This is a genomic window from Halorubrum sp. JWXQ-INN 858, assembly GCF_009806985.1.
In the GTDB taxonomy this organism is placed as follows: domain Archaea; phylum Halobacteriota; class Halobacteria; order Halobacteriales; family Haloferacaceae; genus Halorubrum.
This window is the reverse complement of sequence record NZ_WUAX01000008.1, coordinates 266,220-292,530: the sequence shown is the minus strand read 5'-3', so window position 1 is coordinate 292,530 and position 26,311 is coordinate 266,220. Positions and strand designations below refer to the sequence as shown.

The 26,311-nt window shown below is 71.4% G+C and carries 20 protein-coding genes; 14 read left to right on the top strand and 6 right to left on the bottom strand.

Features of this window, described 5'->3' with window-relative positions; genetic code table 11:
- Positions 1-62 precede the first annotated feature (62 nt).
- Complete coding sequence (locus tag GRS48_RS06750) at positions 63-677, bottom strand: molybdopterin-dependent oxidoreductase (RefSeq protein WP_159484822.1); 615 nt, start codon at positions 675-677, stop codon at positions 63-65.
- Positions 678-858: 181 nt separating this feature from the next.
- Here GRS48_RS06750 and GRS48_RS06745 point away from each other — a divergent pair, with 181 nt between their 5' ends.
- The 3 genes from GRS48_RS06745 to GRS48_RS06735 all read left to right on the top strand — a co-directional run bounded on the left by GRS48_RS06745 (position 859) and on the right by GRS48_RS06735 (position 3,466).
- Positions 859-1,074 carry a cell surface protein gene (locus tag GRS48_RS06745; RefSeq protein WP_159484820.1) on the top strand — a complete coding sequence of 72 codons (216 nt, stop codon included), beginning with the start codon at positions 859-861 and terminating at the stop codon, positions 1,072-1,074.
- 253 nt (positions 1,075-1,327) lie between these two features.
- Positions 1,328-1,606, top strand: coding sequence for a UPF0058 family protein (locus tag GRS48_RS06740; RefSeq protein WP_159484818.1), 279 nt, complete (start codon positions 1,328-1,330; stop codon positions 1,604-1,606).
- Positions 1,607-1,675: 69 nt separating this feature from the next.
- Complete coding sequence (locus GRS48_RS06735; RefSeq protein ID WP_159484816.1) at positions 1,676-3,466, top strand: rhomboid family intramembrane serine protease; 1,791 nt, start codon at positions 1,676-1,678, stop codon at positions 3,464-3,466.
- 59 nt (positions 3,467-3,525) lie between these two features.
- Here GRS48_RS06735 and GRS48_RS06730 read toward each other — a convergent pair whose 3' ends face one another.
- Both GRS48_RS06730 and GRS48_RS06725 read right to left on the bottom strand, forming a co-directional pair.
- Positions 3,526-4,149, bottom strand: coding sequence for an METTL5 family protein (locus tag GRS48_RS06730; RefSeq protein ID WP_159484814.1), 624 nt, complete (start codon positions 4,147-4,149; stop codon positions 3,526-3,528).
- A 5-nt stretch (positions 4,150-4,154) separates the two neighbouring features.
- Entirely contained in the window at positions 4,155-4,562 is a 408-nt protein-coding gene (locus GRS48_RS06725) for a hypothetical protein (RefSeq protein WP_159484812.1), read from the bottom strand.
- A gap of 331 nt (positions 4,563-4,893) precedes the next feature.
- Here GRS48_RS06725 and GRS48_RS06720 point away from each other — a divergent pair, with 331 nt between their 5' ends.
- Positions 4,894-5,847, top strand: a complete 954-nt coding sequence (locus tag GRS48_RS06720; protein WP_159484810.1) for a transcription initiation factor IIB family protein — start codon at positions 4,894-4,896, stop codon at positions 5,845-5,847.
- Positions 5,848-5,881: 34 nt separating this feature from the next.
- Here GRS48_RS06720 and GRS48_RS06715 read toward each other — a convergent pair whose 3' ends face one another.
- Positions 5,882-7,495 (bottom strand): flippase activity-associated protein Agl23, encoded by a 1,614-nt coding sequence (locus GRS48_RS06715; RefSeq protein ID WP_159484808.1) that lies wholly within the window; start codon positions 7,493-7,495, stop codon positions 5,882-5,884.
- 106 nt (positions 7,496-7,601) lie between these two features.
- Between GRS48_RS06715 and GRS48_RS06710 the strand changes: the two genes are divergently transcribed.
- The 4 genes from GRS48_RS06710 (at position 7,602) to GRS48_RS06695 (ending at position 11,806) form a co-directional block, all read left to right on the top strand.
- Positions 7,602-7,868, top strand: a complete 267-nt coding sequence (locus GRS48_RS06710) for a hypothetical protein (protein WP_159484806.1) — start codon at positions 7,602-7,604, stop codon at positions 7,866-7,868.
- 74 nt (positions 7,869-7,942) lie between these two features.
- Positions 7,943-8,377, top strand: coding sequence for a universal stress protein (locus GRS48_RS06705; RefSeq protein ID WP_159484804.1), 435 nt, complete (start codon positions 7,943-7,945; stop codon positions 8,375-8,377).
- Positions 8,378-8,467: 90 nt separating this feature from the next.
- The gene (menE, locus tag GRS48_RS06700) at positions 8,468-10,582 is read left to right on the top strand and encodes an o-succinylbenzoate--CoA ligase (RefSeq protein WP_159484802.1); all 2,115 of its coding nucleotides are present in this window, start codon (positions 8,468-8,470) and stop codon (positions 10,580-10,582) included.
- Positions 10,583-10,657: 75 nt separating this feature from the next.
- The gene (locus tag GRS48_RS06695) at positions 10,658-11,806 is read left to right on the top strand and encodes an acyl-CoA dehydrogenase family protein (RefSeq protein ID WP_159484800.1); all 1,149 of its coding nucleotides are present in this window, start codon (positions 10,658-10,660) and stop codon (positions 11,804-11,806) included.
- Positions 11,807-11,986: 180 nt separating this feature from the next.
- Here GRS48_RS06695 and GRS48_RS06690 read toward each other — a convergent pair whose 3' ends face one another.
- A complete protein-coding gene (locus tag GRS48_RS06690) occupies positions 11,987-13,267 on the bottom strand; it encodes an MFS transporter (protein WP_321168330.1) in 1,281 nt (426 codons plus the stop codon).
- Between GRS48_RS06690 and GRS48_RS06685 the strand changes: the two genes are divergently transcribed.
- The 4 genes from GRS48_RS06685 (at position 13,194) to GRS48_RS06670 (ending at position 16,685) form a co-directional block, all read left to right on the top strand.
- Positions 13,194-13,892, top strand: coding sequence for a YeeE/YedE family protein (locus tag GRS48_RS06685; protein ID WP_235028011.1), 699 nt, complete (start codon positions 13,194-13,196; stop codon positions 13,890-13,892). The two genes, GRS48_RS06690 and GRS48_RS06685, sit on opposite strands and share 74 nt — an antisense overlap.
- Positions 13,889-14,368 (top strand): DUF6691 family protein, encoded by a 480-nt coding sequence (locus GRS48_RS06680; protein WP_159484798.1) that lies wholly within the window; start codon positions 13,889-13,891, stop codon positions 14,366-14,368. The genes GRS48_RS06685 and GRS48_RS06680 overlap by 4 nt, the downstream gene beginning before the upstream one ends.
- Positions 14,369-14,442: 74 nt before the next feature.
- Positions 14,443-16,242, top strand: a complete 1,800-nt coding sequence (locus tag GRS48_RS06675; RefSeq protein ID WP_159484796.1) for a DNA mismatch repair protein — start codon at positions 14,443-14,445, stop codon at positions 16,240-16,242.
- The gene (locus GRS48_RS06670; RefSeq protein ID WP_159484794.1) at positions 16,239-16,685 is read left to right on the top strand and encodes a hypothetical protein; all 447 of its coding nucleotides are present in this window, start codon (positions 16,239-16,241) and stop codon (positions 16,683-16,685) included. Before GRS48_RS06675 ends, GRS48_RS06670 begins: the two co-directional genes overlap by 4 nt.
- Before the next feature lie 89 nt (positions 16,686-16,774).
- Here the strand turns inward: GRS48_RS06670 and GRS48_RS06665 are convergent, their stop codons facing one another.
- Complete coding sequence (locus GRS48_RS06665) at positions 16,775-21,436, bottom strand: glycoside hydrolase family 15 protein (RefSeq protein WP_159484792.1); 4,662 nt, start codon at positions 21,434-21,436, stop codon at positions 16,775-16,777.
- A gap of 168 nt (positions 21,437-21,604) precedes the next feature.
- Between GRS48_RS06665 and malA the strand changes: the two genes are divergently transcribed.
- The gene (malA, locus tag GRS48_RS06660; protein WP_159484790.1) at positions 21,605-23,725 is read left to right on the top strand and encodes an alpha-amylase MalA; all 2,121 of its coding nucleotides are present in this window, start codon (positions 21,605-21,607) and stop codon (positions 23,723-23,725) included.
- A gap of 2 nt (positions 23,726-23,727) precedes the next feature.
- On the top strand, positions 23,728-26,304 hold the full coding sequence (gene gghA / locus GRS48_RS06655; RefSeq protein ID WP_394351192.1) for a glucosylglycerol hydrolase: 2,577 nt from the start codon (positions 23,728-23,730) through the stop codon (positions 26,302-26,304).
- Positions 26,305-26,311 lie beyond the last annotated feature (7 nt).

Genomic DNA, 26,311 nt, shown 5'->3' with positions numbered 1-26,311 from the left:
CCTATCGCGGTCACCGGCGCGTCGACCGAGCCCGTCGGGGCGGGGCGGGAATCTCCCGCCGATCAGCTGTACCGCTCCTCGTTCCACGGGTTCGCCGTGTCGCTGTATCCGCGCTTCTCCCAGTAGCCGAGGGTCCGTTCCGTGAGGAACTCCACGCCCTCGACCCACTTCGCCCCTTTATAGGCGTACTTGTGGGGGGTGACGACGCGCACGGGGCCGCCGTGGTCCGCGGGGAGGTCCTCGCCGTCGTAACCGTACGCGAACAGCACGCCCTCGCGGTTACACGCCGCGAGCGGGAGGTTCGTCGTGTAGCCGTCGATCGCGTGAAAGAGGACGTGGGTGGCGTCGTCGTGGACGCCGACGCGGTCGACGATCTCGGAGAAGCGGACCCCGGTGAAGGTGCAGTCGAGCTTGCTCCATCCGGTCACGCAGTGGAAGTCCTGTCGCTGCGTCGCGGACGGGAGGTCGCGGAACGCCGGGAGCGAGTAGCGCTGCGGCTCGTCGACGGCCCCCCACGCCTCGAACGTGTACGCTCCGTGATCGACCGACGGCGTCCCGCTCTTCGAGAGCACGGGGAACCCGTCGGTCTCCCGCTGGCCCGGGGGGATCCGGTCGTCCCCGTACTCGCGGTACAGGTCGGTGAGGTCCTCGGTCTCCTCGGCAACGTTCTCAGCCATACACGGGAGCAGGGCTCCCGGGAAGGTATCAGTACCGCTCTCTCGCCGACGTGTTTGGGTGATCACGGAACGAGCGTTCGATTGGTACGAACCAGAGTTGGGAAGTAACGAGGCGAGCTTTCTCATCCGCGTATCCTCGACGCCAACTTTATATGGGCTATCCCATTACACCCGACAGAGAATGCCCAAGGTCGAGATCACCGTGCCGGAGCACTTGGAGATGCAGATCGCCCAGATGGTCGAGAAGGGAGAGTTCCTCAACCGCGAGGAGGCGGTCGAGGACCTGTTGTCGACCGGTATCAAGGCGTACAAGACGAGCGGACCCTTAGACGACGAGGAGGCGGGCGGCTTCGAGGACGAGGGGATGATGGGCCACGAAGACGAGTACGTGTTCTGACGGCGGCGTCCGTCCCGCCCTCGCCTGCCCCGACTTCGCCCGCACCGCTTCCCGTGTCGCCAGCTACCGCCCTCCATGTCTTCAGCTACCGCTTTACACACCGCCCGCCATCGATTCACACACCGCCCGCTACTGTCCTCCGTCAGCGGCTCGTCGGATCCGTCGCAGCGACGCGGGAGAGCCCCCGCCACGGGCGGCTCCGTGTGTCGATCCCTCAACAACGGTTAAATGGTCCACACCCGCTACTAGGGGTATGCACAAGGACGAGCTGTTGGAGCTTCACGAACAGATGGTCACCATTATGGAGCACTTCCGGTCACAGGAGACGGTCGACGGCGCGCTCTTCGAGCCCTACGACGAGCTCAGCGTCGACCCCTCACACGTCCATAAATCCAAGAGCGAACACAAACACGCCGTCTTCGTGCTCGGCAACGCGCTGGCGAACGCGATGAGCGAGGACGAGTTCTCGCCCGCCGGCCGCGTCGGAAAGCGGATGAAGGAGCTCGCCGACGACGCCGAGAACAAGATCTGATCGTCGATCCGCGAGCTTTGCCGGAGCGGACCCGCGGATTGATACGTGCCGAACCGTAGCCTCTACGGTATGATAGCGGAGGTGCTGCTGTCGGACGCCGCTCACCTGTTCGTCGCGGTCGTGGCGGTCGTCGTCGCGGCCGTGGTCGTCCGTCGGCTGGACCGGCCCGATGGGGCGTGGGGGCGACGGCTCCGGTCCCGGCTCCTGCTCGGGCTCCCGTGGGGCACGCTCCTCAGCGTCGCGTTCGTGGTCGCCGTCTACCTCTTCGTGCAGGGCGGACTCGAGAACCCGAACCGACCGGTCGTGATCCCGTTCCGCGCCTGGTCGTACTTCTACCCCGAGGGGATCCTCTGGTCCGGGTTCGCCCACTCCAGTCGGAGCCACCTCACCGGAAACCTCCTGTCGACGCTCGTCGCGGGGACGCTCGCGGAGTACGCGTACGGCCACTTCCCGCGCGAGCGGGGCTCATCGACGTTCACGTCGGCCTCGGCGAACCCGTACGTCCGCGCGTTCCTGTTCGTTCCGGGGGCGATCCTGCTGTTCGGCGCGGTGTCGTCGCTGTTCGCGCTCGGGCCGGTGATCGGGTTCTCCGGCGTCGTCTTCGCGCTCTGGGGGTTCGCGCTGGTTCACTACCCGATCGGCACGATCGCGGCGCTGACTGCGTCAACGCTGGTGAGCGTCGCCCACGCGACCCTCCAGCGCCCCGTGGAGCTGGCGGGCGCGACGTCGTCGTACGGTCCGCCGAACTGGGCGAACATCGCGGTGCAAGGGCACGCGCTCGGGCTGATCGCGGGGATCCTTGCGGCGGTGTGGCTGCTCCGCTGGCGACGGGCAACGTCCCCGGGGGCGCTCCCCTCCGCGTTCGTCGTCTTCGGCACGGTCCTCCTGTTCGGCGCCTCCCGCCGGCTGTGGGCGGTGTACTGGTACCTGGGGAACGAGCAGTACGAGCTGTATCGCGCGATCGGGCTCGCGCTGGTCGTCCTCCTGGCGCTGATCGTCGCCGTCGCCGTCGCGGGACGGGACGAACCGGTTCGGCTCCCGTCGCTCCGGTCTCTCCGATCCGACGGTGGGAACCGAACGGACCGATCCGACGACGGTGGTCGATCCACCGAGTCCGGCGACGCGGTCCCCTCTCTTTCCCCGTCGCGGTCGGTGGCCCCGTCAGGGTCGATGACTCCGGCGGCGATCGGGTTCGTCCTCGTCGTCCTGTCGCTGGCGGTCGTCGCCGGGCCGGGGGTCCTCCCGAACCTCGTCACCGTCGGCGACGAGGACCTCCCGGGCGATCCGATCGAGATCGACGGCTACCAGGTGACGTACGCGGAGGACGTCGAGGACCAGATGGTCAACGTGATCGACGTGGAGGCGTTCGGGCGGTCGACGTCCGTCAGCACCTCCGGAGTGATCGTCAAGAACGCGGACAGACACATCTGGACGACGGCCGTCTCGCGCGGCAACCTCGCTCACTGGGAGTACCGCGCGGTCGACGTCGGCGGGACGGGCTGGCGCGAGACCGTGTGGGTCCATCGCGTGGGCTGGGTCGCCGCGGGCGGCGACCCGACCTACCGCGTCGACACGATCCACGAGGGCGACCGATCGACCGCGTTCGTGAGCCCGGCCGCGCGAGCGGAGCCGCGGCTCGACGGGCGGAACGTCACGGTCGCCGCGGTCGAGGGCGGGTTCGAGCTCCGGGTCGAACACGAGGGAGCGAACGAGACCGCGCAGCTCCCCGCCGACGGCGACGCGGTCGTCCTTCAGGGGCTCCGGCTCGTTCGGGAGGACCGGGCCGTCTACGCCGAGCGAGGCGACTCGCGGGTGCGGATCGCGGAGCGGGAGCGCTACGAGGGCCGCGAGCGGAGCTAACGGGGGTGTCGAACGCCAGCGAAAGAGCCCGTCCTCGAAGTCGGTCCACCGCCGGTCCGTCAGCGCCAGCGGATCCGGTACACTTCGGTGTCGATCTCGCGGACCGCGTCCGTGTGGTGGTCGAACTGGGCGTCGAGCTCGAACTCCGCGGCGAACGCGTGGGTCACCTCGCCGCCGTTGTCGGCGGCGTACGCCTCGACGAACTCCCGGCTCCCGCCGTTGTGCACCGAGTAGGAGACGGTCGCGATCTCGCTGGCCGTCCGGAGGAACGCGCGGTCCGCGTTGCGGTTGCCGTCCTGTGCGCCGAAGGGGGGGTTCATCACCACGGTGACCGGTTCGGACAGGTCGAGCGGGGGGCGCGTCGCGTCGCCCTGTATCCAGTGGATCGGCGCGCTGGCGGCGACGCGTCGCTCGTTCTCCCGGGCGGTCGTCAGCGCGTCGCGGTCGATCTCAACGCCGACGACGCGCGCGGGGCCGCGGAGCGCGGCCGCGAGCGTGAACATCCCGGTCCCGGACCCGAGGTCGACGACCGTCCGACCGTCGACGTCGCCCTGGAGGTCCGCGAGGTGGACGACGTGGGCCGCCAGATCCGGCGGCGTCGGGTACTGTTCGAGCGCCGCTCGGGGGTTCTCGAAGCCGGCGACGACGCCGAGTTTCGTCGCGAGCGAACGCTTGGTCGCCATCGGAGTTACGTCTCGATGTCGACGTCGGCGTCGCCGAGGGCGACGAGGTCGACGCCCTCACGATCGGCCCGCTCCGCGAGCGCGGCCAGGGAGGGTCCGGCCGTCTCGGGCTCCGCGACCGCCTCGATCCGAAGTTCGACGCGGCCGGCACCGAGGAACGCGGCGGCTCGGACGAGCTCTCGGAGGCGGTCGGCCTCCGCCTGGGTCGCGAGCGAGCAGTCCTCCGCGAAACAGGCGTCGACGACGAGCGTCGCCGGCTGATACCCGCGCGCGGCGAGGCCGGACTTGAGGTCGCGCAAGTGGCCGGGGGCGGTGCTTTCGAGGTCGTCGCCGTCGATGACGATCGGGTCGACGTCCGCCGGTCGACAGCCGTTGATCGTCGCTTCGACGCCCGCGGGCTCCGTGGTGCTCATGGACCGCTATTGTCTCTAGTTATACAAAAACCTTTGTGAATGTTTGAGGGTAATATGCGATGGCATGAGCGTGGCATGAGCGGGGCGCGGGCGAGGTGCGGCGGCGTCTTCACAGACCTTATATATCATATGCGCCGCGCCGTTCACCTATCGTATCCTGTCGTAATCGTCCGGACGAATTCCTCAATTGACGGCCGTTCTCCGCGTGAAAACGCTAGACTGCTGCGGTTTTCATAGGGGGACGATCCCTTCGGCGGTGTCGACTCCTTCGTCATATTCGTTTGACAAATTTAGAAAAGTCTTAAATACGAACATGACCAGAAGCCTTATAATGGAACGTCCGAGCAGACAGCGCCAGCAAGAGCGAGAGACCGAACAGGTATCGGACGAAGAAGCGGTTTCGTGCCCCGAGTGTGACTCGACGGAGATAGTTACCGACGCCGACCAAGAGCTCGTCTGTGAGGACTGTGGACTCGTACTGGACGAACAGACCATCGATCGCGGGCCGGAGTGGCGGGCGTTCAACCACTCCGAGCGGCAGTCGAAATCGCGCGTCGGCGCACCGATCACCGAGACGATGCACGACAAGGGGCTGACGACGACGATCGACTGGAAGGACAAGGACGCGTACGGACGGTCGCTCTCCTCGGAGAAACGCTCACAGATGCACCGGCTCCGCAAGTGGCAGGAGCGGATCCGGACGAAGGACGCCGGCGAGCGGAACCTGCAGTTCGCGCTCTCGGAGATCGATCGGATGGCGAGTGCGCTCGGCGTTCCGCGCTCGGTCCGGGAGGTCGCCTCCGTCATCTACCGGCGGGCGCTCTCGGAGGACCTCATCCGCGGTCGTTCCATCGAGGGGGTCGCCACCGCCGCGCTGTACGCGGCCTGCCGGCAGGAGGGGATCCCCCGGAGCCTCGACGAGGTCGCGGAGGTCTCCCGCGTCCCACAGAAGGAGATCGGCCGCACGTACCGGTACATCTCCCAGGAGCTCGGCCTCGAACTCAAACCCGTCGACCCCAAGCAGTTCGTCCCGCGGTTCGCCTCCTCGCTCGAGCTCTCCGAGGAGGTCCAGTCGAAGGCGACCGAGATAATCGACGTCTCCGCCGAACAGGGCCTGCTCTCCGGGAAGTCCCCCACCGGGTTCGCCGCGGCCGCGATCTACGCGGCGTCGCTGCTCTGCAACGAGAAGAAGACCCAGCGCGAGGTCGCCGACGTCGCGCAGGTGACCGAGGTCACCATCCGTAACCGGTATCAGGAGCAGATCGAAGCGATGGGCTTCCGGTGAAACACGCAGTACCGACCGATCGGCTTCCTCCGGCTCAGGCGCTTTTGATAAAGACGACCGCCTCGCGGTTCCACAGCGCGAGCTCCACGGGTTCGGCCTCGTAGTCGGGGAACCGGTCGGCGACCGCCGACTCGTGTTCGGGCGCGACGACGAGCGCCGCGGGATCGCCGTCGAGGTCACCGGGGTTTGCGACGCTCTCGACGGTCGCGTCCGTCCGCTCGACGTACCACGGGAGCGGGAGGCGCTCGCCGAAGGCGGCGCGGTCCTCCGCCGAGGCGATGGGGGGCTCCGCCACGGTCGATTCGTCCGCGAGCGCGTACCGGTCGCCCACGTAGACGACGCGGCCGTCGCTCCCCGCGACCGCGGCGTCGACCTCGGCGACGAGCGGCTCTAGGTCACTGGCGGGCTGCCCGAAGTCCGCGAACTCGGTTGTCGGCCCGCTCGGTCCGTACACGCCGTCGACGAACCCGACGGCGACGCCGGACCCCACCGCCGCGAGCAGGAGCAGCGCCGTCGCCGCCCGCGCCGCGTCCCCGCGCGTCACGGCCCGCCGCCCGAACCGGTACGTCGCCGCGAGCCCGACCGCGGCGGGAACGGCCATCGGGACGAGCGCGTGGACGAGCGTCCACGGTGCCGGCACCGTCGCCACGATCGGGTACCCGAGCAGGCCGAGGCCGGCCCAGAACCCCGCGAACGCGACGATCGGCCGTGGCGACTTGACGTCCGGCAGCGCGCCGTAGCGGTCGGCGAGGAACCCGCCGATCCCGAGCGCGAGGACGACGGCGGCGGTCGCGAGGAGGGTTCCGGCGGCGTCGGTCACGAACGGCAGGAACTCCGTCCCCTCGCGTCCGGCCACCCGGACGCCGAGGAAGGAGACGACGGGGTCTCGATACGTCGCCGAGAGGAACCCGACCGGGTCGCCGACGGCGTCGCCGCCGCGGGGCGCAAACAGCACGCCCCAGGTCCCGAGTCCGACGAACAGCGCGCGTGCGAGGGGCGTGACGCGGAAACGAAGCCACCGTACGGTGGCGGCGATCGCCGCGGGAACGCTCGTTCCGTCGCCGACGACTCGTCGGTGGTCCAGAACGAGGCCGCCCGCGACGGCGACCAACGTCAGGGTCGCGACGGCGAACGCCGACGACGCCAGCGCGGCGGTCACCGCGACGGCCGCGGCGTACAGCCAGCGGTCCCGGTCGGTTTCGGCCCATCGACAGACGAAGCCGACCGCCGCGAGCGCCGCGCCGGCGGCGAGGAGGTCGCCACGGAGGAACCGGCCGTAGTAGACGAGCAGCGGCGTGACCCCGAGCAGCAACGCCAACGCGACGGTCTCGTCGTCCCGAAGCCGGTTCCTGAAGAGCAGCGCGACCGCGGGGAGGAGCCCGGTCGCCAGCGCGAACGGGAGCCGCGCGACGAAATCCGACGCTCCCCCGATGAGCAGCGCCCAGCCCGTCAGGTGGGCGACGAGCGGGCCGCCGGCGACCGGGCGGTACTCGAACCGCCCGGTCTCGAGCGTCCGGAGGGCCCAGTAGCCCGTTCGCGCCTCGTCCCAGTGAAACGGGCGGGTGCCGAGCCCGACGACGCGGACCAGGACGGCGGTCGCGACGACGGCGACGACGGCGAGGACGACGCGGTCCCGACTCGCTCGCATACGCCCCGGCTTCCGCCCCCGCCGACCTATGTGTTCCGTTCTCTCCCGTCCGCTCCGGGACCTCGGTCCCGCAACGCTCAACATCGGCCCCGACCGACGGGGTCGTATGTCGACGCTCGCTTCGCTGCCCGCCCGCCCGCTCCGTGAGTCGGAGGTCGCCGCGCTGAACCGGTCCGACGGGGTCGCTTACGCGGTCGCCACGGCGTCGAGCGGGCCGACGCCGGGGCTCGTGATCGCGACCGACGCGTGGGTGAAGGGGCTCGCGGTCGTCGACGACGCCTGGACCGTCGTCGAGACCGTGTCGCTCGAGGACGGGGATCGGCCCGACGCTTTACGGCGCTGCGAGCGGGCCGTCGTCGAGCGGGTGGCGTGAGACGACCGCTGGACCGCGCCGCCGCCATCGGCCGGGGAACACTTTTACGACCCTGTCGGGTATCTCCGGACGACATGTACGACGAGATCCTCGTTCCGACCGACGGGAGCCCAGCGTCAGACGCCGCCATCGAGCACGCGATCGACCTCGCGAAGCAGTACGGGGGCCGGATCCACGCCCTGTACGTCGTCGACGGCGCGGCCTACTCCACGCTGGAGGCCGGCTCGGAGATCGTCATCGAGGCGCTCGAGTCGGAGGGCAAGGAGGCGACCGGCCGGGTCGCCGACGTCGCCACCGACGCGGGTGTCGAGAGCGTCACCTCGGTCACCACGGGCACCGCCTACCGATCGATCACGGACTACGTCGACGACAACGACATCGACCTGATCGTGATGGGAACGCACGGCCGTCGCGGGCTCGACCGCTACCTCCTCGGCAGCGTCACCGAGCGCGTCGTCCGGACCTCGGACGTGCCGGTGTTGACGGTCCGCCAGCCGACCGACGAGTGAGGACGCCGGGGGCCGCGGCCACCGCGTTCGCGTCGCGCCCGCCCCGTCGTGACCACAAGGCAATTGTAGTCGCCCTCGAATAGCCGCACAATGCGCGATTGGCTCTCTCATCGGGTCGTCTCCTCGCCCGACGATCCGGCCCTCGTCCGCGCGGAGGACGGGGAGGTGTGGACGTACGCCGACCTCGACCGGCTCGTCGCGGAGACGGCGGAACGACTGGCGGCACACGGAGTCGGCGAGGGCGACCACCTCGGCGTCCTCATGCCGTCGTCCGTCGGGACGGTCGGGCTCGTCCACGCGGCGATGCGGCTCGGCGCGACGTTCGTCCCCTTGGGCGATCGACTGACGCCGCGTGAACTGGCCGAGCGCGCCGCGGCCGCGGACGTCTCGACGCTCGTCTGTGCCGAGGCCACGGAGGGCGACGCCGTCGGCGCGGTCGACGCGCTCGGTGCCGTCGACGCGCTCGACGCCGACGGCGTGGCTGCACCGTCTTCCGGCTCCGGTCCCGTCCCGATCCTCTCCGTCGACGACCCCGACGACGGGTCGGTCACGGCGCTTCACGGGATCGGTCCGGAACCGATCGATCCGCCGCGTTGGGACCCCGACGACCGGCTCTGTCTGCTGTTCACCTCCGGGACGACCGGCGATCCGAAGGCGGTCGAACTCACCGCGGGCAACGTGTACAGCTCGGCCATCGCCTCGGCGTTCCGGCTCGGGATCGACCCGGACGACCGGTGGCTGGTGTCGCTGTCGTTACACCACATGGGGGGGCTCGCGCCGATCTACCGCTCGACGCTGTACGGGACGACCGTCGTCCTCAGGTCGGGGTTCGACCCCGGCGGCACCGCCGACGACGTCGACCGGTACGACGTGACCGGCGTCTCGCTCGTGCCGACGATGCTCACGCGCGCGCTCGACAGGCGCGGGACGCTGGCGGACTCGCTGCGAGCCGTCCTCCTCGGCGGGGCCCCCGCGCCCGACGCGCTGATCGAGCGGTGCCGAGACTACTCGATCCCCGTCTACCCGACCTACGGGATGACGGAGGCGGCCTCACAGATCGCGACCGCCACCCCCGACCAGGCGCACGACCGGCTCGGGACCGTCGGACGACCGCTGTTCGGGACCGACGTCACCGTCGTCGACGGGGACGGATCGCCGGTCGAACCGGGCGAGACCGGCGAGATCGTCGTGTCCGGCCCGACGATCTCGCCCGGCTACTACGGTGACCCCGAGGCGACGGCCGTCGCCTTCGGCGAGCACGGCCTCCACACCGGCGACATCGGTCGGGTCGACGAGGACGGCTACCTCTACGTGCTCAACCGGGTCGACGACCGGATCATCACCGGCGGAGAGAACGTCGAACCGGGCGAGGTCGCCGCCGTGCTCCGTGACCACCCCGACGTCGCGGACGCCGCGGTGGTCGGACTCGACGACGAGGTGTGGGGCGAGCGCGTGGCCGCCCTGATCGAGGTCCCCCAGCGCCCGGGCGTTTCGGCCGGGGGTGTCGGCGGTTCGGACGATCCCGCCGCGGCCTCCGTCGACGGCGAGAGGGACGGGGGCGTAGACGTCGAGGCTCCCGGGGCTTCCGACGGCGAAGGCAGCGTCGGCGAGGACCGTGTCGGCGGGGACATCGACGACGACACCGACGACACCGGCGACGAGGGCTCCGATCCCGGCGGTTCGACCGGCGGGAGGACGGACGAGAGGACCGACGGTTCGACCGCCGGAAAGGCGGACGGACAGACCGACGAGAGAACCGGCGAGCGGGTCGAGGGGGCGGCAGACACCATCGAGGGCGTCGTCGGAATCGACGACGCGGAGGTGATCTCGTTCGCCCGCGACCGGCTCGCCGGCTTCAAGCTCCCGCGGACGATCGCGTACACCGACGAGCTGCCGCGGACGGTCTCCGGCACCATCGACCGCGGGGCGGTCCGCGAAGCCCTCATCGAACACGGGTTCGCTCCCGCCGACCCGGACAGCGGGTTCGACGAGGCGGGTTTCCGACCGGCCGACCCGGTGTCCGCGAGGACGCCGGGGACGGACAACGGCGACGGGGACACTGGGGATCCCGGAAACGACGACCCGGGAAGTACCCACGGGGACATAGAGGACGGCGGAGACGACGGGAGCGCTAACGGCCCGACCGGCGACACCGACGGCACCGCCAGTACCGACGGCGAGCCCTCCGAGTCACACGGCTCGTGACCGCAGCGGGGTAAACGAAAAACACGTTTTTCGTTGTTCCACGAGCGTTATGCGAGAGCGGCCCACAGGGCGGACATGGACCTACTCGACGACGGGATCGTTCCCGAACACGTCCGAGACGTGAAAGCGGAGGCACGGGCGTTCGCCGAGGAGCACATCGCGCCCAACGCGGAGACGTACTTCGAGTCCGGGGCGTACCCGTGGGACGTCCTGGAGGCCGGGATGGACGCGGGGCTCGTCGCCCAGGACATCGACGAGGAGTACGGTGGGACGGGGTACGACCTCCCCGCGATCCTCGCGATCGCCGAGGAGTTCTACCGGGCGGACGCCGGCATCGCCTTGACCCTCCAGCTCGCGAGCTTCGGCTGTGAGATGGTCGAACAGTACGGCACCGAAGCGCAGAAGGAGACCTATCTCCGGCCCGTCGCCGAAAACGACCAGATCTCCGGGCTCGCGGTGTCGGAACCCGAAACCGGCTCCGACCTCGCGGGCATGACGACGACCGCCGAGCGCGTCGACGGCGGCTACGAGATCACCGGCGAGAAGTACTGGGTCGGCAACGCCGTCGAGGCCGACTGGCTCACGGTGTACGCGAAAACCGGCGACGGGGAGGACCGCTACTCCAACTACACGCTGTTCATCGTCGAGACGGACCGCGACGGCTACGAGGCCGAGCACATCCCCGAGAAGATGGGGATGCGGGCGTCAAAGCAGGGCCACATCGTGTTCGAGGACTGTTTCGTCCCCGAGGAGAACGTCGTCGGCGCGGAGGGCGGCGGCTTCTACGTGCTCGCGGACTTCTTCAACCACGGCCGGGTCGTCGTCGGCGGCCACGGGCTCGGACTGGCCGCGGCCGCGATCGAGGAGGCCGAGGCGTTCGTTCACGGCCGGAACGCCTTCGGCCGAACGGTCAACGAGTTCCAGGCGGTCCAGCACTCGCTCGCTGACATGCGGATCGGGTTCGAGGCCGCCCGAGCGCTCAACTGGCGTGCCTGCGAGAAGGTCGCGAACGGCGAGAACGCCGGCTACTGGGCGGCGCTCGCGAAGACGAAGTCGACCGAGGTCGCCGTCGACTGCGCCGAGCGCGGGATGCAGCTCCACGGCGGCCGGTCGGTGCTCGCAGACCGCCGGATCGCGCGCGTCTACCGCGACTGCCGGATCCCCGTCATCTACGAGGGGGCCAACGAGATCCAGCGGAACCTGATCTACCGACAGTCGCGTTGACACCACCGCGAGAACCCCCATGGCTTATCACCCATGCGGCAGCCAGTCGCCCCGTGTCCTGACCCGCTCCGCGCGGCGGGCCGCGATCGCGTGACACGTCGCCGCGCGCCCGTCCGCCCCGTCGTGTCACCTGTTCGCCCCACCGTTGAGCTCTCGTCCCAGCGTTGAGCTCTCGTTCCGTCAATCGGAGCTCCCGTCGCCGCCGACAGCCGGGATCCGACCGTTCTCCGCGGGAGTCACGTGCCGCTCGAACCACAGCACGCCGACCCCGAGCGCGACGCAGACGGCGGCGAGTAACGGCCAGAGCGCCCACTCGAGGCCGTAATCGAAGAACGCGCCGCCGACGGCCGCCCCGACGCCGAACCCGAGCCGCTTTGCGACCTCCAGCAGCGACAGCTGTGCCCCCCGTTCCTCGGCCGCCCCGAGGTCGGACGCCAGCGACGTGATCAGCGGCGCGTGGAGGATCTCGCCGAGCGTCCGGAGGACGAGGAACGCGCCGACGAGGGCGACGCCGACGCCGGCCGACGCGCCCGCCACCGCCCACACGGCGAGCATCGAGGACCCCCACAGCGCCGTGGAGACGACGAGCGCGCGCGTCCGCCGCCAGTCGGTCACCGCCGCCACCAGCGGCAGCTGTAACAGGACGATCACGATCGGGTTCAGGGTGTAGAGCGTCCCGAGCTGTCCGGAGGTGAGCCCGAGCGTCTCCGTCGCGACCACCGGAACGGTCGCCTGCATCTGCGCGTACATGACCGCGAACCCGACGTTGAGCCCGGCGAGCGCGAGGATCCGACGGTCGGTCACCGCGCGGCCCCAGTCCCCGATCGAGTCGCGCACCGCGACGTCACGGGCTCCCTGGTGTGCGCGCGGGACCAGCGCCAACAGGACGCCGGCGACGACCGCGGAGGTGGCCCCGTTGCCGACGAACACCGCGAGGTCCGCGTACGCGTACAGCACGCCCCCGACGACGAAGCCCAGCCCGAACCCGGCGTTGTTCGCGACCTTGAGGAGGGCGTAGCCGCGGTCGCGTCGGTCGCCCTCGGTGAGGTCCGCGATCATCGCCTGCGAGGCCGGCGCGTACAGTCCGAGGGTGAACCCGGCGGCGGTTGCGACGGCGATGAACGCCCCCGCAGGCGACAGGAGCGTGGCCGCCGCGATCGCCTCGACGGCGGCGTACGCGGCCAGCGTGACCGATGACAGCGCCATGCTGGCCACCATCACGGGTTTACGCCCGTATCTGTCGGCGACGTATCCGCCGACCGTCGTTCCGACCGCGGTCGCGACGTTGTTCGCGAGGAGCCCCACGCCGATCAACGACAGCGCGATCCCGACCGAGAGGTGAAAGTGGACGGTCGCGAACGGGTAGACGAGCCCCGACCCGAACAGGTTGACGAGCTGTCCGAGGCCGACGACGTACACCGGCCGTCGGAAGCCACGCAGGGGGGCGAGAGGATCGCGCACGACGCGCTCTCTGCGGCGCGATCACCTCAACTGTTCGGTCGCGGCCGCGGTGGCCGTGGCGGTCGCACCGTCCGCGAGCACGGCAACATCGGTCGGCGAACGCAGCGTTTTCCCGCCCCGGACGCACAGATCCCGTATGTACGAGGTCACCCTGCTCGTCGACGCCCTGTTCCCGCGCGGGTGGGAACACTACTTGCTCGGCGGGCTGCTCATCGGGCTCGGGACCGTCATCGTCTACGTCGGGACCGGGATCCACGCCGGCGCGAGCACGTTCCTCGAGTCGACGCTGTCGTACGGCTCGAAGCTCCGGCGCTTCCAGCAGCCGCGCTTCGTCGCCTCCCGCGACTGGCGCGTCGTGTTCACGCTGGGGATCGTCTCCGGGGCGGCCGGCTACTCGCTCGCGACGGGCGAGTTCGGCTGGACGACCGCGGTCCAGCCGTGGCGGCTGTTCCTCGGCGGGATCCTCATCGGGGTCGGCACCCGGCTCGGAAAGGGCTGTACGTCGGGCCACGGCGTCTGTGGGATCGGCTCCGGCTCGCGGACGTCGGTCCTGAACGTCGCGACGTTCATGCTCGTCGCGGTCGGCGTCGCCCAGCTGGTGATGGCGATGGGGGTCCAGCCATGAGCGGCGCGGGCGTCGTCGCCGAACACGAGAGCCATCCCCTGTTCCTCCCGCTGGTCTTCCTCGGCGGCGCGGTGTTCGGGGTCGGGCTCGCCGTGAGCCGGATGGCCCGACCGGAGATCGTCTTGGAGTTCCTCCAGCTCCGCGACCTCGGGCTGGTGTTCGTGATGGGCGGCGCGAGCGTCCTCGTCGGGCTCGTCTTCTGGGGGCTCACGCTCTCCGGCCGGTCCGCCCCGCTGACCGGGAAACGGTTCGGTCGCCGACTGAAGTCGATGGACCGCGACGTGATCGTCGGCGGCGGCGTCTTCGGGGTCGGGTGGGGACTCTCCGGCATCTGCCCCGGCGCGGCGTACGCCAGCCTCGGGATCGGGAACGTCGTCATCCTCTACGGCGTCGCCGGGATGTTCCTCGGCGCGTACCTCCAAGGGTACCTGCGTGAGCGCGGGGCGGACGCCGCCACTCCGTCGCCGGCGGACTGACGGCCGCCGTTGAGGCCGGTCGCTTCCGTCCGGGACGACGAAAACACCAAGACGACGCGCCGACACTCACCGGTATGCGACTCGAGGACTACTGGGGGATCGGCCCGAAGACGAGCGAGCTGTTGACCGACTCGCTCGGCGTTCCGGAGGCCGTGGCGGCGATCGAGTCGGCCGACGTCCGGGCGCTCGTCGACGCGGGGCTCCATCGCGGCCGCGCGACGCGGATCCTCCGCCGGGCGAACGGCGAGGCCGGGATGGACGTGCTCGCGACCGGCGACACCCGGTCGGTGTACGACGACCTGCTCTCGTTGGCCGCGAGCTACGCCGTGACCGACCACGCCGGCGACCGGATCCGGGTCCTCACCCCGCTCGTCGACCGTGAAGCGATCGAGGAGCGGCTCGACGACGTGGTCGCCGCCCGCGAGGCGTGGACGGCGCTCGACGATGACCGACGGGACCGCGTCCTCGACGCGTTCGCGGCCTACGACAGGGCGGAGGGGGGCGACCGGGCGGCCGTGGAGGCGGCGCTCGCGCTGCGGGCGGCCGGGCTCACCGGCGGGACGTTCGACCCGCTCGACGGGCTCGACGACGACGCTCTGCGCGACGCGTTGGGAGCCCTCGAGCACGTTCGCGGGTCGATCTCCGCCGACGGCGCCGTCACGGACGTGGTGGTCTCCGCCGGCGCTGACGACGTCCTCGACCGGCGTCGCGAACGGCTCGACGCGGCTCGCGACCTCCAGAACGCGGCGTTCGACGTCATCGAACGGGTCCGCGACGGCTCCGTCCGCGACTTCGAGGCGTTTCAGGCGGGCGTGGTCGACCACCTCGCCGAGGAGACCGGAGTCGACCGGTCGACGGTTCGGTCGGCCGCGCCCGCGGAGGCGGTCGACGCGGCCGACTTCGTCTCCGGCACGCTGCGAACGCTCGTCGCCGACCTGGAAGCGGCCGTCGACGAGCGGGAACGGCGGGTCGCCGGGGACCTGCGGGACCGACTGTTGGACGCCGGCGACGACGTCGACCGCGCCGTCGACGCGGTCTCCGAGGTCGCGTTTCGGCTCTCGCTCGGTCGGTTCGCGGCCGAACACGATCTGACCCGTCCGACGCTCGTCGACGACGGGATCGCGGTCCGGAGCGCGCGACACCTCTTTCTGGACGGCGAGGTCCAGCCCGTCTCCTACGGGATCGGGACGCACGGGCTGACGGGCGATCCCGCCGGGTCGGGCGAGGAGGGGCCGCCCTCCGGCGACCGGGTGAGCGTCCTCACCGGGGCGAACTCCGGCGGGAAGACGACGCTCCTCGAGACGCTCTGTGCGGTGACGCTGCTTTCCGCCATGGGGCTGCCGGTGCCGGCCGAGGAGGCGGAAGTCGGGGGGTTCGACCGGGTCGTCTTCCACCGGCGACACGCCTCGTTCAACGCGGGCGTGCTGGAGTCGACCCTGAAGTCGGTCGTTCCGCCGCTCGTCGAGGACGGACGGACGCTGATGCTCGTCGACGAGTTCGAGGCGATCACCGAGCCGGGGCGCGCGGCCGACCTCCTGAACGGGCTCGTCGAGCTCACGGTCGATCGCGGGGCCCTCGGGGTGTACGTCACCCATCTCGCGGGGGACCTGAGCCCGCTCCCGGACACCGCCCGAATCGACGGCATCTTCGCCGAGGGGCTCACGAACGACCTCGAGCTCCGCGTCGACTACCAGCCGCGGTTCGGCACCGTCGGCAAGTCGACGCCGGAGTTCATCGTCTCGCGGCTCGTCGCCAACGCGACGGACCGCGGCGTCCGGGGCGGCTTCGAACACCTCGCGATGGCCGTCGGCGAGGAGGCGGTCCAGCGGACGCTCTCGGACGTCCGCTGGTCGCCCGACGACACGGGGTCATGAGCGCCCCGGAACGGATCCGGTCGATCGCGGTCCACCGCGAGGACGTCGCGACCGCCCTGGAGGCCACGCTGCGGACGGACCGACGGGTCGTCCTCCGGGTCACCCCGCCCTTTTCGGGGCGGATGCGGGCCCGCCTGCACGAGGCCGGCGGGGATCCCGCTGATGGGTCGGGGCCCGGTTCGACGCGTGCGCCCTTATCCGGGGTGCGTCCCGACGGGACGATCCACGTCGATCCGCGCGATCTGGTCGCCGACGTCCCGCCGTATCCCGAGGCCGACGACACCGCGGCGGCGCACCCGGACGCCGACGTGGGGGTGCGCCGCGATCGCCACGCCGAGACCGTCTCAGCGTGGCGCGAACGGGCGAGAAGGGGGGTCGTCGGCTCCGTCGTTCTCGAACTCGAGGCGGGAACCCGATCGGTCGACGTCGTCGCGCTCGGCTGAGCCCGATCGCCGTCGTCTCCTCGCCGCCGTCTCCTCGCCGCTCAGATCCGAATGCGCTCAGATCCGAAGACGCTCAGATCCGAAGACGCTCAGATCCGAAGGCGCTCGACGGCTGTGCCCGCGTCTTCGAGATCGCCGTCGGCGGCGGCGACGAGGACGACTTCGGCGTCGGTCGCCGGGTCGAGACGGACCGCGTAGTCGCCGTCGACGGGCTCGACGAACTCGGACCCCTCGGCCGTGTACACCGCGACGCGGTCGCCGGTCGTCGACCCGGAGACGACGAGGTCGGAGCCGCCGTACTCGACCGTGGCGTCGAGCGTCGGTCCCTCGGGGCGGTCGCCGACGACGTAGCGGTCGCGGACGACCGTCGGCGTCTCGACGGGCGCGCCGGCGTCGATCCCGTGTGCCAGCCGGATGAAGCCGGCCATCGACCAGGCGAGCGGGGTCGCCCCACCGGTCCCTTCGCCGAACTCCCAGCCGTAGGCGGTCGGGTGTTCGCGGTCCCACACCTGCTCGGGGATCATCCGCCCGGAGTTGGCGTAACCCGCCATCGTCTCCAGCAGGGCCGCCGGTTCGAGGGCGTCCTCGTCGGTCCCCCCGAAGGCGTCGGGGCCGTCGGCGCGGGCCCGGAGCTCGTACTCGCCGCGCTCGCCGGTGAAGATCGGCCAGAGGCGTCCCTTCCCGCCGCCGGCACCGGCCCACGGCGCGCCGGGATCGCCGCGCTGGATCTCGCCGTACGCGTCGCCGACGTAGCGGTACCACCCGGGCCCGTACGGCGTGTCGACGCGGATCGCCTCGTCGACCACCGAGACGGAGTTCCGGATCACCGGGTCGTCGGCGGACTTCACGCCCAGCCGGACGAGCTCGAGGAAGCCGCCGTCGACGATCTCGCGTTCGTCGTACGTCGGTCCGTCGTTGGCGATCGTGCGCGGCCGGCCCGACTCGGGGTCGCCGTCGGCGGTGACGCGCAGGTAGTACGGCGTCTCGGTGTGACGGTCGGTGCCGGTGTCGGTCGCACACCACTCCTCGACGCGCTCCGTCCAATCGTCGGCCAGCGCGAGCCACGCCAGCGCGTCCGCACGGAGGCTCTCCGGGTCGTTCGGGACCTCCTCGCCGTCGGTCGGCGCGTCGCCCGTCTCGATCCGGTCGGCCTCCGCGAGCGCGAGCGCGGCCGCACAGGCCAGCCCCGCGATCTCTGCGGCGATGCTCGACGGCGAGTACCCCGCCTCCTCCTCCCAGCGCTCCTGGGCCGTGTCCGGCCCGTTGGCGGCGACGTAGCCGATCGACCGTCGGACCTGATCGTAGGTGTAGTCGGCGTCGGAAAGCGACACGCCCCGCTCGTAGAGCTGCCAGGCCATCACCGCGGGGAACGCGATGTTGTCCATCTGCTCGCCGCCCCACCGAGTCCGCCCGTCGATGTACGTGTTCTGCGGCAGGAAGCCGTCGTCGTCCTGTTGGGTGTTGTAGAGGTACGCGAGCGCGTCCGCGCTCCGGTCGACCTCACCCACCTCGATGAGCGCCGTGAACACCTGATACAGGTCGCGCGACCAGACGAAGTTGTAGCCGTAGCCGCGGTCCTCGGCGGCGTGTTCCGTCTCGCCCCACGGCACCGAGGGGCTGGCGATGCCCGCCCCGTCGTGGCGTTTGTCCTCGACGGCGGCCAGCGTCATCAGCGCGAACCGGTACTGCGTCGCCAGGTCGTCGTCGTCGACGACGGACCCCGGGTACTCGCGGCCGTCGAGCCACTCGTGCCAGGTCGCCGCGTACGCGTCGGCGACGGCGTCGAAGCCGCGGGAGAGCGCGCCTTCCGCCTCGCCGAGCGCCGCCGCGGTGTCGCCGTGTTCGGCGAAGCCGAGCGCGACCGTCTCCGAGAGGGCGGTGCCGCTGCCGACGAGCCCCGTCAGGACGACGTTGCCGACCGCCTCCGCGGAGCCCTCGCCGCGCTCGCCGAGCGCGAACAGGTCCTCGAGCGCCGCACAGCCCGCAGGCAGCGCGCTCGCCCACTCGAACCCGCCGGCCGTGGCGAGCGCGAGCGCGACCTCGAAGGGCTCCCCGTCGTCGTCGACGAGCTTCCCGGGCACGCGGTTGGCGTCGTGGTTGCGCGCGAGCAAGTGGTACTCACCGTCGTCGCCGACGCGGGTACCGTGGTCGTCGGTGCCGACGTTGGTGACCGTCGTGTCCGCGAGCGCGTACACGTCGTACTCGCGTCCGCCCTCGAACTCGACGTCCGCGAGGATCGCGTTGCCGTCGGTGTCGACCGCGTACTCGACGGTGAGCGTCCAGCGGTGGCCGTGACCGTCGCCCGTCTCGCTGATCGTCTGTCTGTACGCTAGCGCCGCGTCGTCGGTCGGCTCCGCCGCTCGCGTTATCGTCTCCGTCGTCGTCAGGTGGTCCGTCTCGTCGAACGTCCGGATCGTGTACTCCGTCTCCGGGTCGACGACCAGGAAGTCGAACGTCCGGAGGTTCATCACGTCGATCCGGGGGAACCGGGCCTCCGTCAACGCGCCCTCGGTGAGGGTGAACCAGACGGGGACCGGCTCGTCGGCCTCGTGGTCGGCGGGGGTGCCGACGCCGAACTTCCGACCCGTCGTCCACTGTGGTGCCTCCTCCGGCGCGCTCGGTCGCTCGTGCGGGAGCGGGAGCGCCCCGTACCGCGCGAGCGTCACCGTTGTGTTGAGCCGCAGGGCGTGTGACCAGCCGAGCGGCGTCGCGCTGTCGAGGTCGCCGTTGTCGAACGCCTGCTCGGCCAAGAGCCCGGCCTCGTTGGTCAGGTTTCCGCCCGGCTCACAGAGCGCGTACAGCTCGCGGGCCTCGGCGAACAGCGAGCCGGCCGCCCCGTCGCCGTTCCGTGACTGCTGGAGCCCGGCGAGTTCGGCGGCGGCCTCCGCGCCCCACAGCGTCGCGACCGACCACACCTTCGCGCCGCCCTGTTCGGCGACCCGCCAGTCGTCGCCGACGAACCTGACGAGCCCCTCCATCTCCGCGGTCTCGCGGTGGAGGGCGTCGATCGACGTCCGGACGTGGGTCGTCACCCGGTCGACGAACGCGTCGAGGTCGACGTCGTCCGCCGTCGCGGGCAGCGCGGCGTCGGCCTCCCGCTCGTCGTCGAGCGCCGCGTACTCGGTCAGCGCGTCGACGAGCCCGAACGTGCTGGCGTCCGCGCGGTCGTCGCGCCCCTCGTCGCTCGCGCGCTGGGGGAACCGCTTCTTCCCGGGGACCCATCGGCCGTGCAACCCCACGAGGGCCGCGTCGGCGGCGCTCGCGGCGTCCGCGCGGAGCCCGTCGTCGACCGGGGCACGGGCGACGGCGGCGAACGCCCGGAGGTAGGTCGCGCCGGTGTGGGTGAACCGCCCGATGGCGTTCTCCCAGCAGTTCTGACAGCGGTGCGGGAGGCCGTCGTCCGCCCGCGTCGCGAGCAGGAAGGCGACCGCGTCGGCGATCGTCCGGTCGATCCGTTCGCGCTCGTCGGCGGGGAGGTCGGCGGTCCGGCGGAGCCGCGCCAGGAAGGTGACGACGGCGGCCGGCTGGTCGAGCTGGTCGTCGGGGCCGGCGTTGCCGGCCGTGGCCTCGATGCGCGCGTTGGCCCATCCCGGCGCGACCTTCCCGGAGTCGGCCCACACGCGGTGGGGCCAGCTCCCGTCGTCGTCCTGGGTCCGACAGAAGAACGCGGCGGCCGCGCGGAGCTCGTCGTCCGCCTGCAGGTCGATTTCCTCGCTCGCCTCGAGCAGCGCGTTCGACACCTCCGCGTCGTCACGGAACCACGTGTAGCCGTAGCCGCCCGTCGTCGAGTAAAAGGGGTCGAACTCCGGGCCGGCGATCCGCGAGCCCGACTCCGCGGTGAGCAGGTCGAGGGTCCGCAGGTCGCTGGCGATCTGGCTCCGGCGAGGGGCGTCGTCCGGGACCGTCGGTGCGCGCTCGGCGGCGGCCTCGCGGAGGTCGTCGGCCTCGGCGTACGCCGCCGCGGTCCGCGAGAGCTCGCCCACCCAGCGGCGCCTGTCGGCTCCGTCGGTGTCGGGCTCGTCCCCCTCGTCGATGACGGCGCGGCTCGCGAGCGTGACGCGTTCGCTTCGGCCCTCGCGCTCGAACGGGGCCCGGACGACGACGTCGCCGGTGAGGTGTGAGTCCTCGTGCTCGTCGATCTCCCCGCGCCGGGGGAACCCGCCGTCGCCCTCGCCGATCAGGTCCGACAGGGAGTCCTGTCGCTGGCCGTGGGCGGACGAGAGCCCGGTCGAGGCGGTGAGGAAGTCGTGTTCGCGGCGGTGGAACACCTCGATGACGTCGCCGCCGCGAGGGCCGTCACCCTCGTGAACGAGGTTCCCGACGCGTCCCTCGGCGAGCTCCGGGGCGAACGCGCCGGCGGCGACGATCTCGGCGTTGGCGGGCGGCGCGCCGCGGAGTTCGACGTGGGTGAGGTGGACGTCGCCGACCGTCAGGTCGAACTGGTGGACCGTGTACCGACCGGCGTCGTACTCCGTCTCGACCAGCGGGGTGTCCGTGTCGTAGTGCTGGCGGGTCGCGGTGAGCCCGTCGAACCAGCGGACGGTGCCGCCGGCGAGGACGCCGAGCCTGAGCCAGTCGATCCCGCCGATCCCCGACAGCGGGTACGAGCAGTCGTGGATCGTTCCGTGACGACCGACGTGGACGAGTCTCCCCTCGTCGCCGGCGAACGCGCCGGCGGTCGTCGGACGTTCCGCGGGGTACCGCTCCGCACGCCGACGTTTGTGTTCCGTGAGCGCAGTTCGCAGTCGCATGCCCCAGATGCCGTTCCCCGGAGCCAAAGCCTTGACGAAGGAGGTCAGCATGACTTATTGGGTCCGAGTCATGCGGTTCTCGTATCGAGAACGATGACAGGGCCCGCACGCGACGACCCGTCCACGGCGAGAGCAACACCGAAGACCCCTCCGGCTGAGGATAGGGACATGCATCACCCAGGACCACCGCGGTTCGTGGCGACCGGCGAGACGACACAGCTCGCTCCCCGCGACCCGGACCCGGGGGCCAGCTACGAGTGGCGCGTCGTGGACGCGCCGCCGGGTAGCGAGGCGACCGTCGGCGACGCCCCGGTGACGGAGTTCACGCCGGACGTCCCGGGTCGGTTCGCGCTCGGCCTGTCGGCCCCCGACGGCGACCACCGACTCACGATCCGAGCGTTCGCCGCCTCGTACGCCGGCGTCGACGTCGAAGGTGGCAGCGGCACGGCGATCCGCGACCGCGACGCGGAGCACGCCGGCCTCGACTACGCGGCGGCGCGCTCGGACGAAGGGGTCGGCCCGCCGCGGATCCGCCTGGACGCGACGGTCGAGGACGGCGCGGTCGACGTGCGCGCGACCGTGGCTTCCAACCCGGAGTCCGCGCTCGACGCGTCGGACCTCGAGGTGACGTTCGTCGTCGACGACCGCGACGTCGCCGCCGCGGTCGCGGAGGGGCGGACGAACCCGCGGGACGCTCTCGACACGAGCCGAACGGCGACGGGGGCGACGCTCACCGTACCCACCGACGCGGTCCCCGACCGCCTCCGCGTTCACGCGGTCGCGGTCGCACGCGAACCCGACCAAGAGCTCCGATTCAGCGTCGCCGACGCGGTCGCGGTCGAGCGGCTCGACGCGGCCGGAAACCCGTCTTCCGCCCCGGCCGAACCGGTGTCACCGTCGGCCGAATCGGTGTCACGGCCGGCCGACGCGGAGCGCTTCCGGACGGTCCGGCTCAACGATCCACCCGACTGGACCGCCGACGCCCGCGTTTACGAGGTGTACGTCCGTACCTTCGCGGACGGGGAGGATCCGGGCGAGACGTTCGACGCGATCGCCGATCGGCTCCCCGACCTCGCCGACCTCGGCGTCGACACGCTGTGGCTCACGCCAGTGCTCGGTCACGACGGCATGCCCCACGGCTACAACATCACGGACTTCTTCGACGTCGCGGCCGACCTCGGGGGCCGCGACGACTACGAGGCGCTCGTCGAGACCGCCCACGACAACGGCATGCGCGTGCTGTTCGACTTCGTCGCGAACCACACGGCCCGCGATCACGAGTGGTTCGAGGACGCGTACGGGAACCCGGACTCCCCGTACCGCGACCGCTACGAGTGGCAGGCGTCCGGCGAGCCGGGGACGTACTTCGAGTGGGAGCTGATCGCGAACCTGAACCACGAGAACCTCCACGTCCGCCGGTTCCTGCTCGACGTCGTTGACGAGTGGGCCCCGCTCGTCGACGGCTTCCGCTGTGACATGGCGTGGGCGGTCCCCGACTCCTTCTGGCGGGAGCTCCGCGACCGGGTGAAGGCGATCGATCCGGAGTTCCTGCTGATGGACGAGACGATCCCGTACATCGCCGACTTCCACGAGGGGATGTTCGACGTCCACTTCGACGCCACGCTCTACTTCCAGCTCCGACAGATCGGACGCGGGGCCGCGCCCGCGTCGTCCGTGCTCGACGCGATCGAGGAGCGTACCGCGGTCGGGTTCCCCGACCACGCGGGCTTCCTTCAGTACATCGAGAACCACGACGAGACGCGGTATCGCGTCGAATGCGGGGACGCGGCGGCGGCCGCCGCGGGGGCCGCGACCGTCACGCTCCCGGGCGTCCCGATGGTGTACGCCGGCCAGGAGATCGGGCAACGCGGCCGGCGCGACGTGATCGCGTGGGACCACGCGCGAACGGAGGTGCGGGAGCGGTACGAGCGCCTCCTCGCGACCCACGCCGAGCACCACGAGGCGCTCGGCCCCGCGGGCGACCTCCGTCGCGTCGACTACCGCGTCGGTGGCGTCGACGGCGTCGACGGCGTCGCCCCGTCCGAGCGCCCGATCGAGGCGGACGGCGAGCGGGCCCACCCGGACGACGTCGTCGCGTTCCGCCGCGGCGACGACGCGACGGGGTTCGTCGTCGTCCTCAACTTCGCGCCGGGCGAGGCCGCGGTCGCGGTCGACGCCCCGCACGGCGACCGGAACGCCGTCACCGGCGAGGAATGTGTCGTGACCGATCGCTCGGGGGCCGATCGCATCGTCGTCGACGACGTGGCGGTGGTTCCGCTGGAGGTGTGACCGTGTCCGAAACACCTCCCCCGACGCGGCTGGCGGACCACACGGCCGAGCTCGTCGAGCGTGCCCGGGCCGACCGTGCGGCCGCCGCGGACGAGTTCGAGGCCGCCACGTCGATCGCCGACCGCCTCGGCGCGCACCCGATCCGGCCGGACGGCGCCGACCCCGCGACCGACCCGCCCGAGGGGGTCGCGTTCGGCTTCTGGACGCCGGACGTGGTCGCCGACGGCGTCCCGGTCGACGACGTCGCACTGGAGCTCTTCACCCCCGTCGACGGCGTCGACCCCGGCCGGGAGGACCTCCGCGAGGTCCGGTTCCGCGTCGACCGGCTCCCGGTCGAGCGCGACGGCGAGTTCCACTGGGTCGCCGCCGAAAACGTCGACGTCGGAACCGCCGATCGGCTCGGGACGCTCTACCAGCTGACGTACCGCGGGGCGGACGGCTGGGAGACGGTTCGCGACCCGCTCGCGTACTCCGTCCCCTTCGGCGCGTTCGCGCCCGCGGAGGCGTACGACTGGCCGCGACTCGACGCGACCCGCGAGGACCGCGACCACTTCCGCTCGTTCGGCGGGGCCGACGAGGCGCTGCCGACGACGCCCGACGACGGGCTCCCGCGGGTCGACCCCGCGACGAGCATGCTGGAGATCCACCCGGGAACGTCGACCGAGGAGGGATCGCTCGCGGCGCTGGCCGAGCGGTTCCGGACGATCGGCGAGAAGCTCCGGACCGACCAGCCGCTCGCCCCCCACGAGCGCAACTACGCCGGCTACGACGCGGTACAGCTCATGCCGGTCGAGCCGCTCACGCAGGCGTACGGCCGACAGTGGTACTGGCGGCCGGGCGGGGTCGAGGGGACGGAGCCGGCGGCCGCCGACGCGTTCGACCGCGAGCGCGGCTCCGAAACCGTCGCCGTCGGCGTGACGCGGCCCGACCAGACGAACTGGGGATACGACGTCGTCGTGAGCGCCTTCTCGGCGGCGAACCCGGCGATCCTGGAGACGGGTCGTCCGGACGAGCTCGTCGAGTTCATCGCCGCGTGTCACGGCATGCCCGACCCCGTCCGCGTCGTCTTCGACGTGGCGCTCGGGCACGCCGACGACGCGGCCGACGGGCTCCTCCCGTCGCCGTTCTTCGAGGGGCCGGGGATGTACGGGCTTCACCTGGACTACCGGCAGCCCGTCGTGCGCGCGGTCCTGCTGGAGCTGCAGCGCCGGAAGATGGCGTTCGGCGCGGACGGGATCCGCGTCGACGGCGCACAGGACTTCACGTATCACGACTCGGAAACGGGCGAGAACCTCCACGACGACGCCTTCCTCGCGGAGATGGACGCCGTCACCCAGACGGTCGCGGGGACTGAGTACCGGCCGTGGATGATCTACGAGGACGGCCGGCCGTGGCCGCGCGAGGACTGGGAGCTGGCGTCGACGTACCGGACGCTGATCGACCAACACCCCCACGCGTTCCAGTGGTCGCCGGTCACGTTCGCGCACAACAAGCCGGCGCTGCTCACGTTCTGGGCGACGAAGTGGTGGCGGATGCAGGAGGTCGGCGAGTTCGGGAGCCAGTGGATCACCGGCGTCGCCAACCACGACACGGTCCGGCGCGGGTCACAGGTCGAGGTCAGCGACGACTGGAGCGGGGCCCTGATAAACCCCTATCTGGCCGAGTCGCCGCCGGAGACGATCCGGGAGGCGTACGACAGCGCGGCGGCGCTGGTGTGGTTCCACGTCGCGATGCCGGGCGTCCCGATGGACTTCCTCCACGCGAACCACCGCGCGCCGTGGGGGTTCGTCCGCGACACCGACCCCGTCTGGAACGTGAAGGTCGTTGCCGAGGAAGCGCCGTGGATCGACTGGCACGTCCCCGAGGGCGGGTTCACCGCGGAGGCGTTCCCGCGGCTGTCCGCGCTCGGGTTCGAGACGCGCGAGGAGCTGAAGGGGTTCGCCCGGACGCTCGCCTCGCTCGTCGACGCGACCGGCTACGACGTCGACCTGATGGCCGAGCTGCTCTCCGTGCAGGGGACGCCGATGGGCGACGACCTCGACGCCGACGACCTCCAGCGCTTCTCGTTCGCGTGGAGCGCCGACGTGAGCGACTACTTCGTCCTCGACCGTTGGCTCGACGCGCAGGACGACGCGCGGACCGCCTTCGACCGCGCGGTCAGGGAGTTCCGACAGGACCGGCCGTGGCTCCGCGACGACGTCGACCCCGCCGCGGGCGAGGCGTTCGGCTACCGTCACCCGACCGAGGGGACCGTCCTCTACTACGCGCTCCGGCGGGCTCCCGACGGCGACGAGGACCTCCTCGTCGCCTGCAACGTCGAGGGGACGCCCGTCGACGTCGACGTCGCGGGAGTTCTCGCGGACGCCGCCGAGGCCGTGGACGCCGCCAACGCCACGGTCGATGACGACGCCGCGGCCGACGACCACGTCACGGTCGACGACGACCTCCCCGGCCCCGACGGCTGGACGGTCGCGCTCGCGCCGCCCGCGGTCGACGCCGCCGTCGGCGACGCCGTCGCCGCCGCCGACCCGGTGACGCTCGAAACCGCCGACGCGATCGTCTGGCGGCGCGGCGACTGACGCGTCT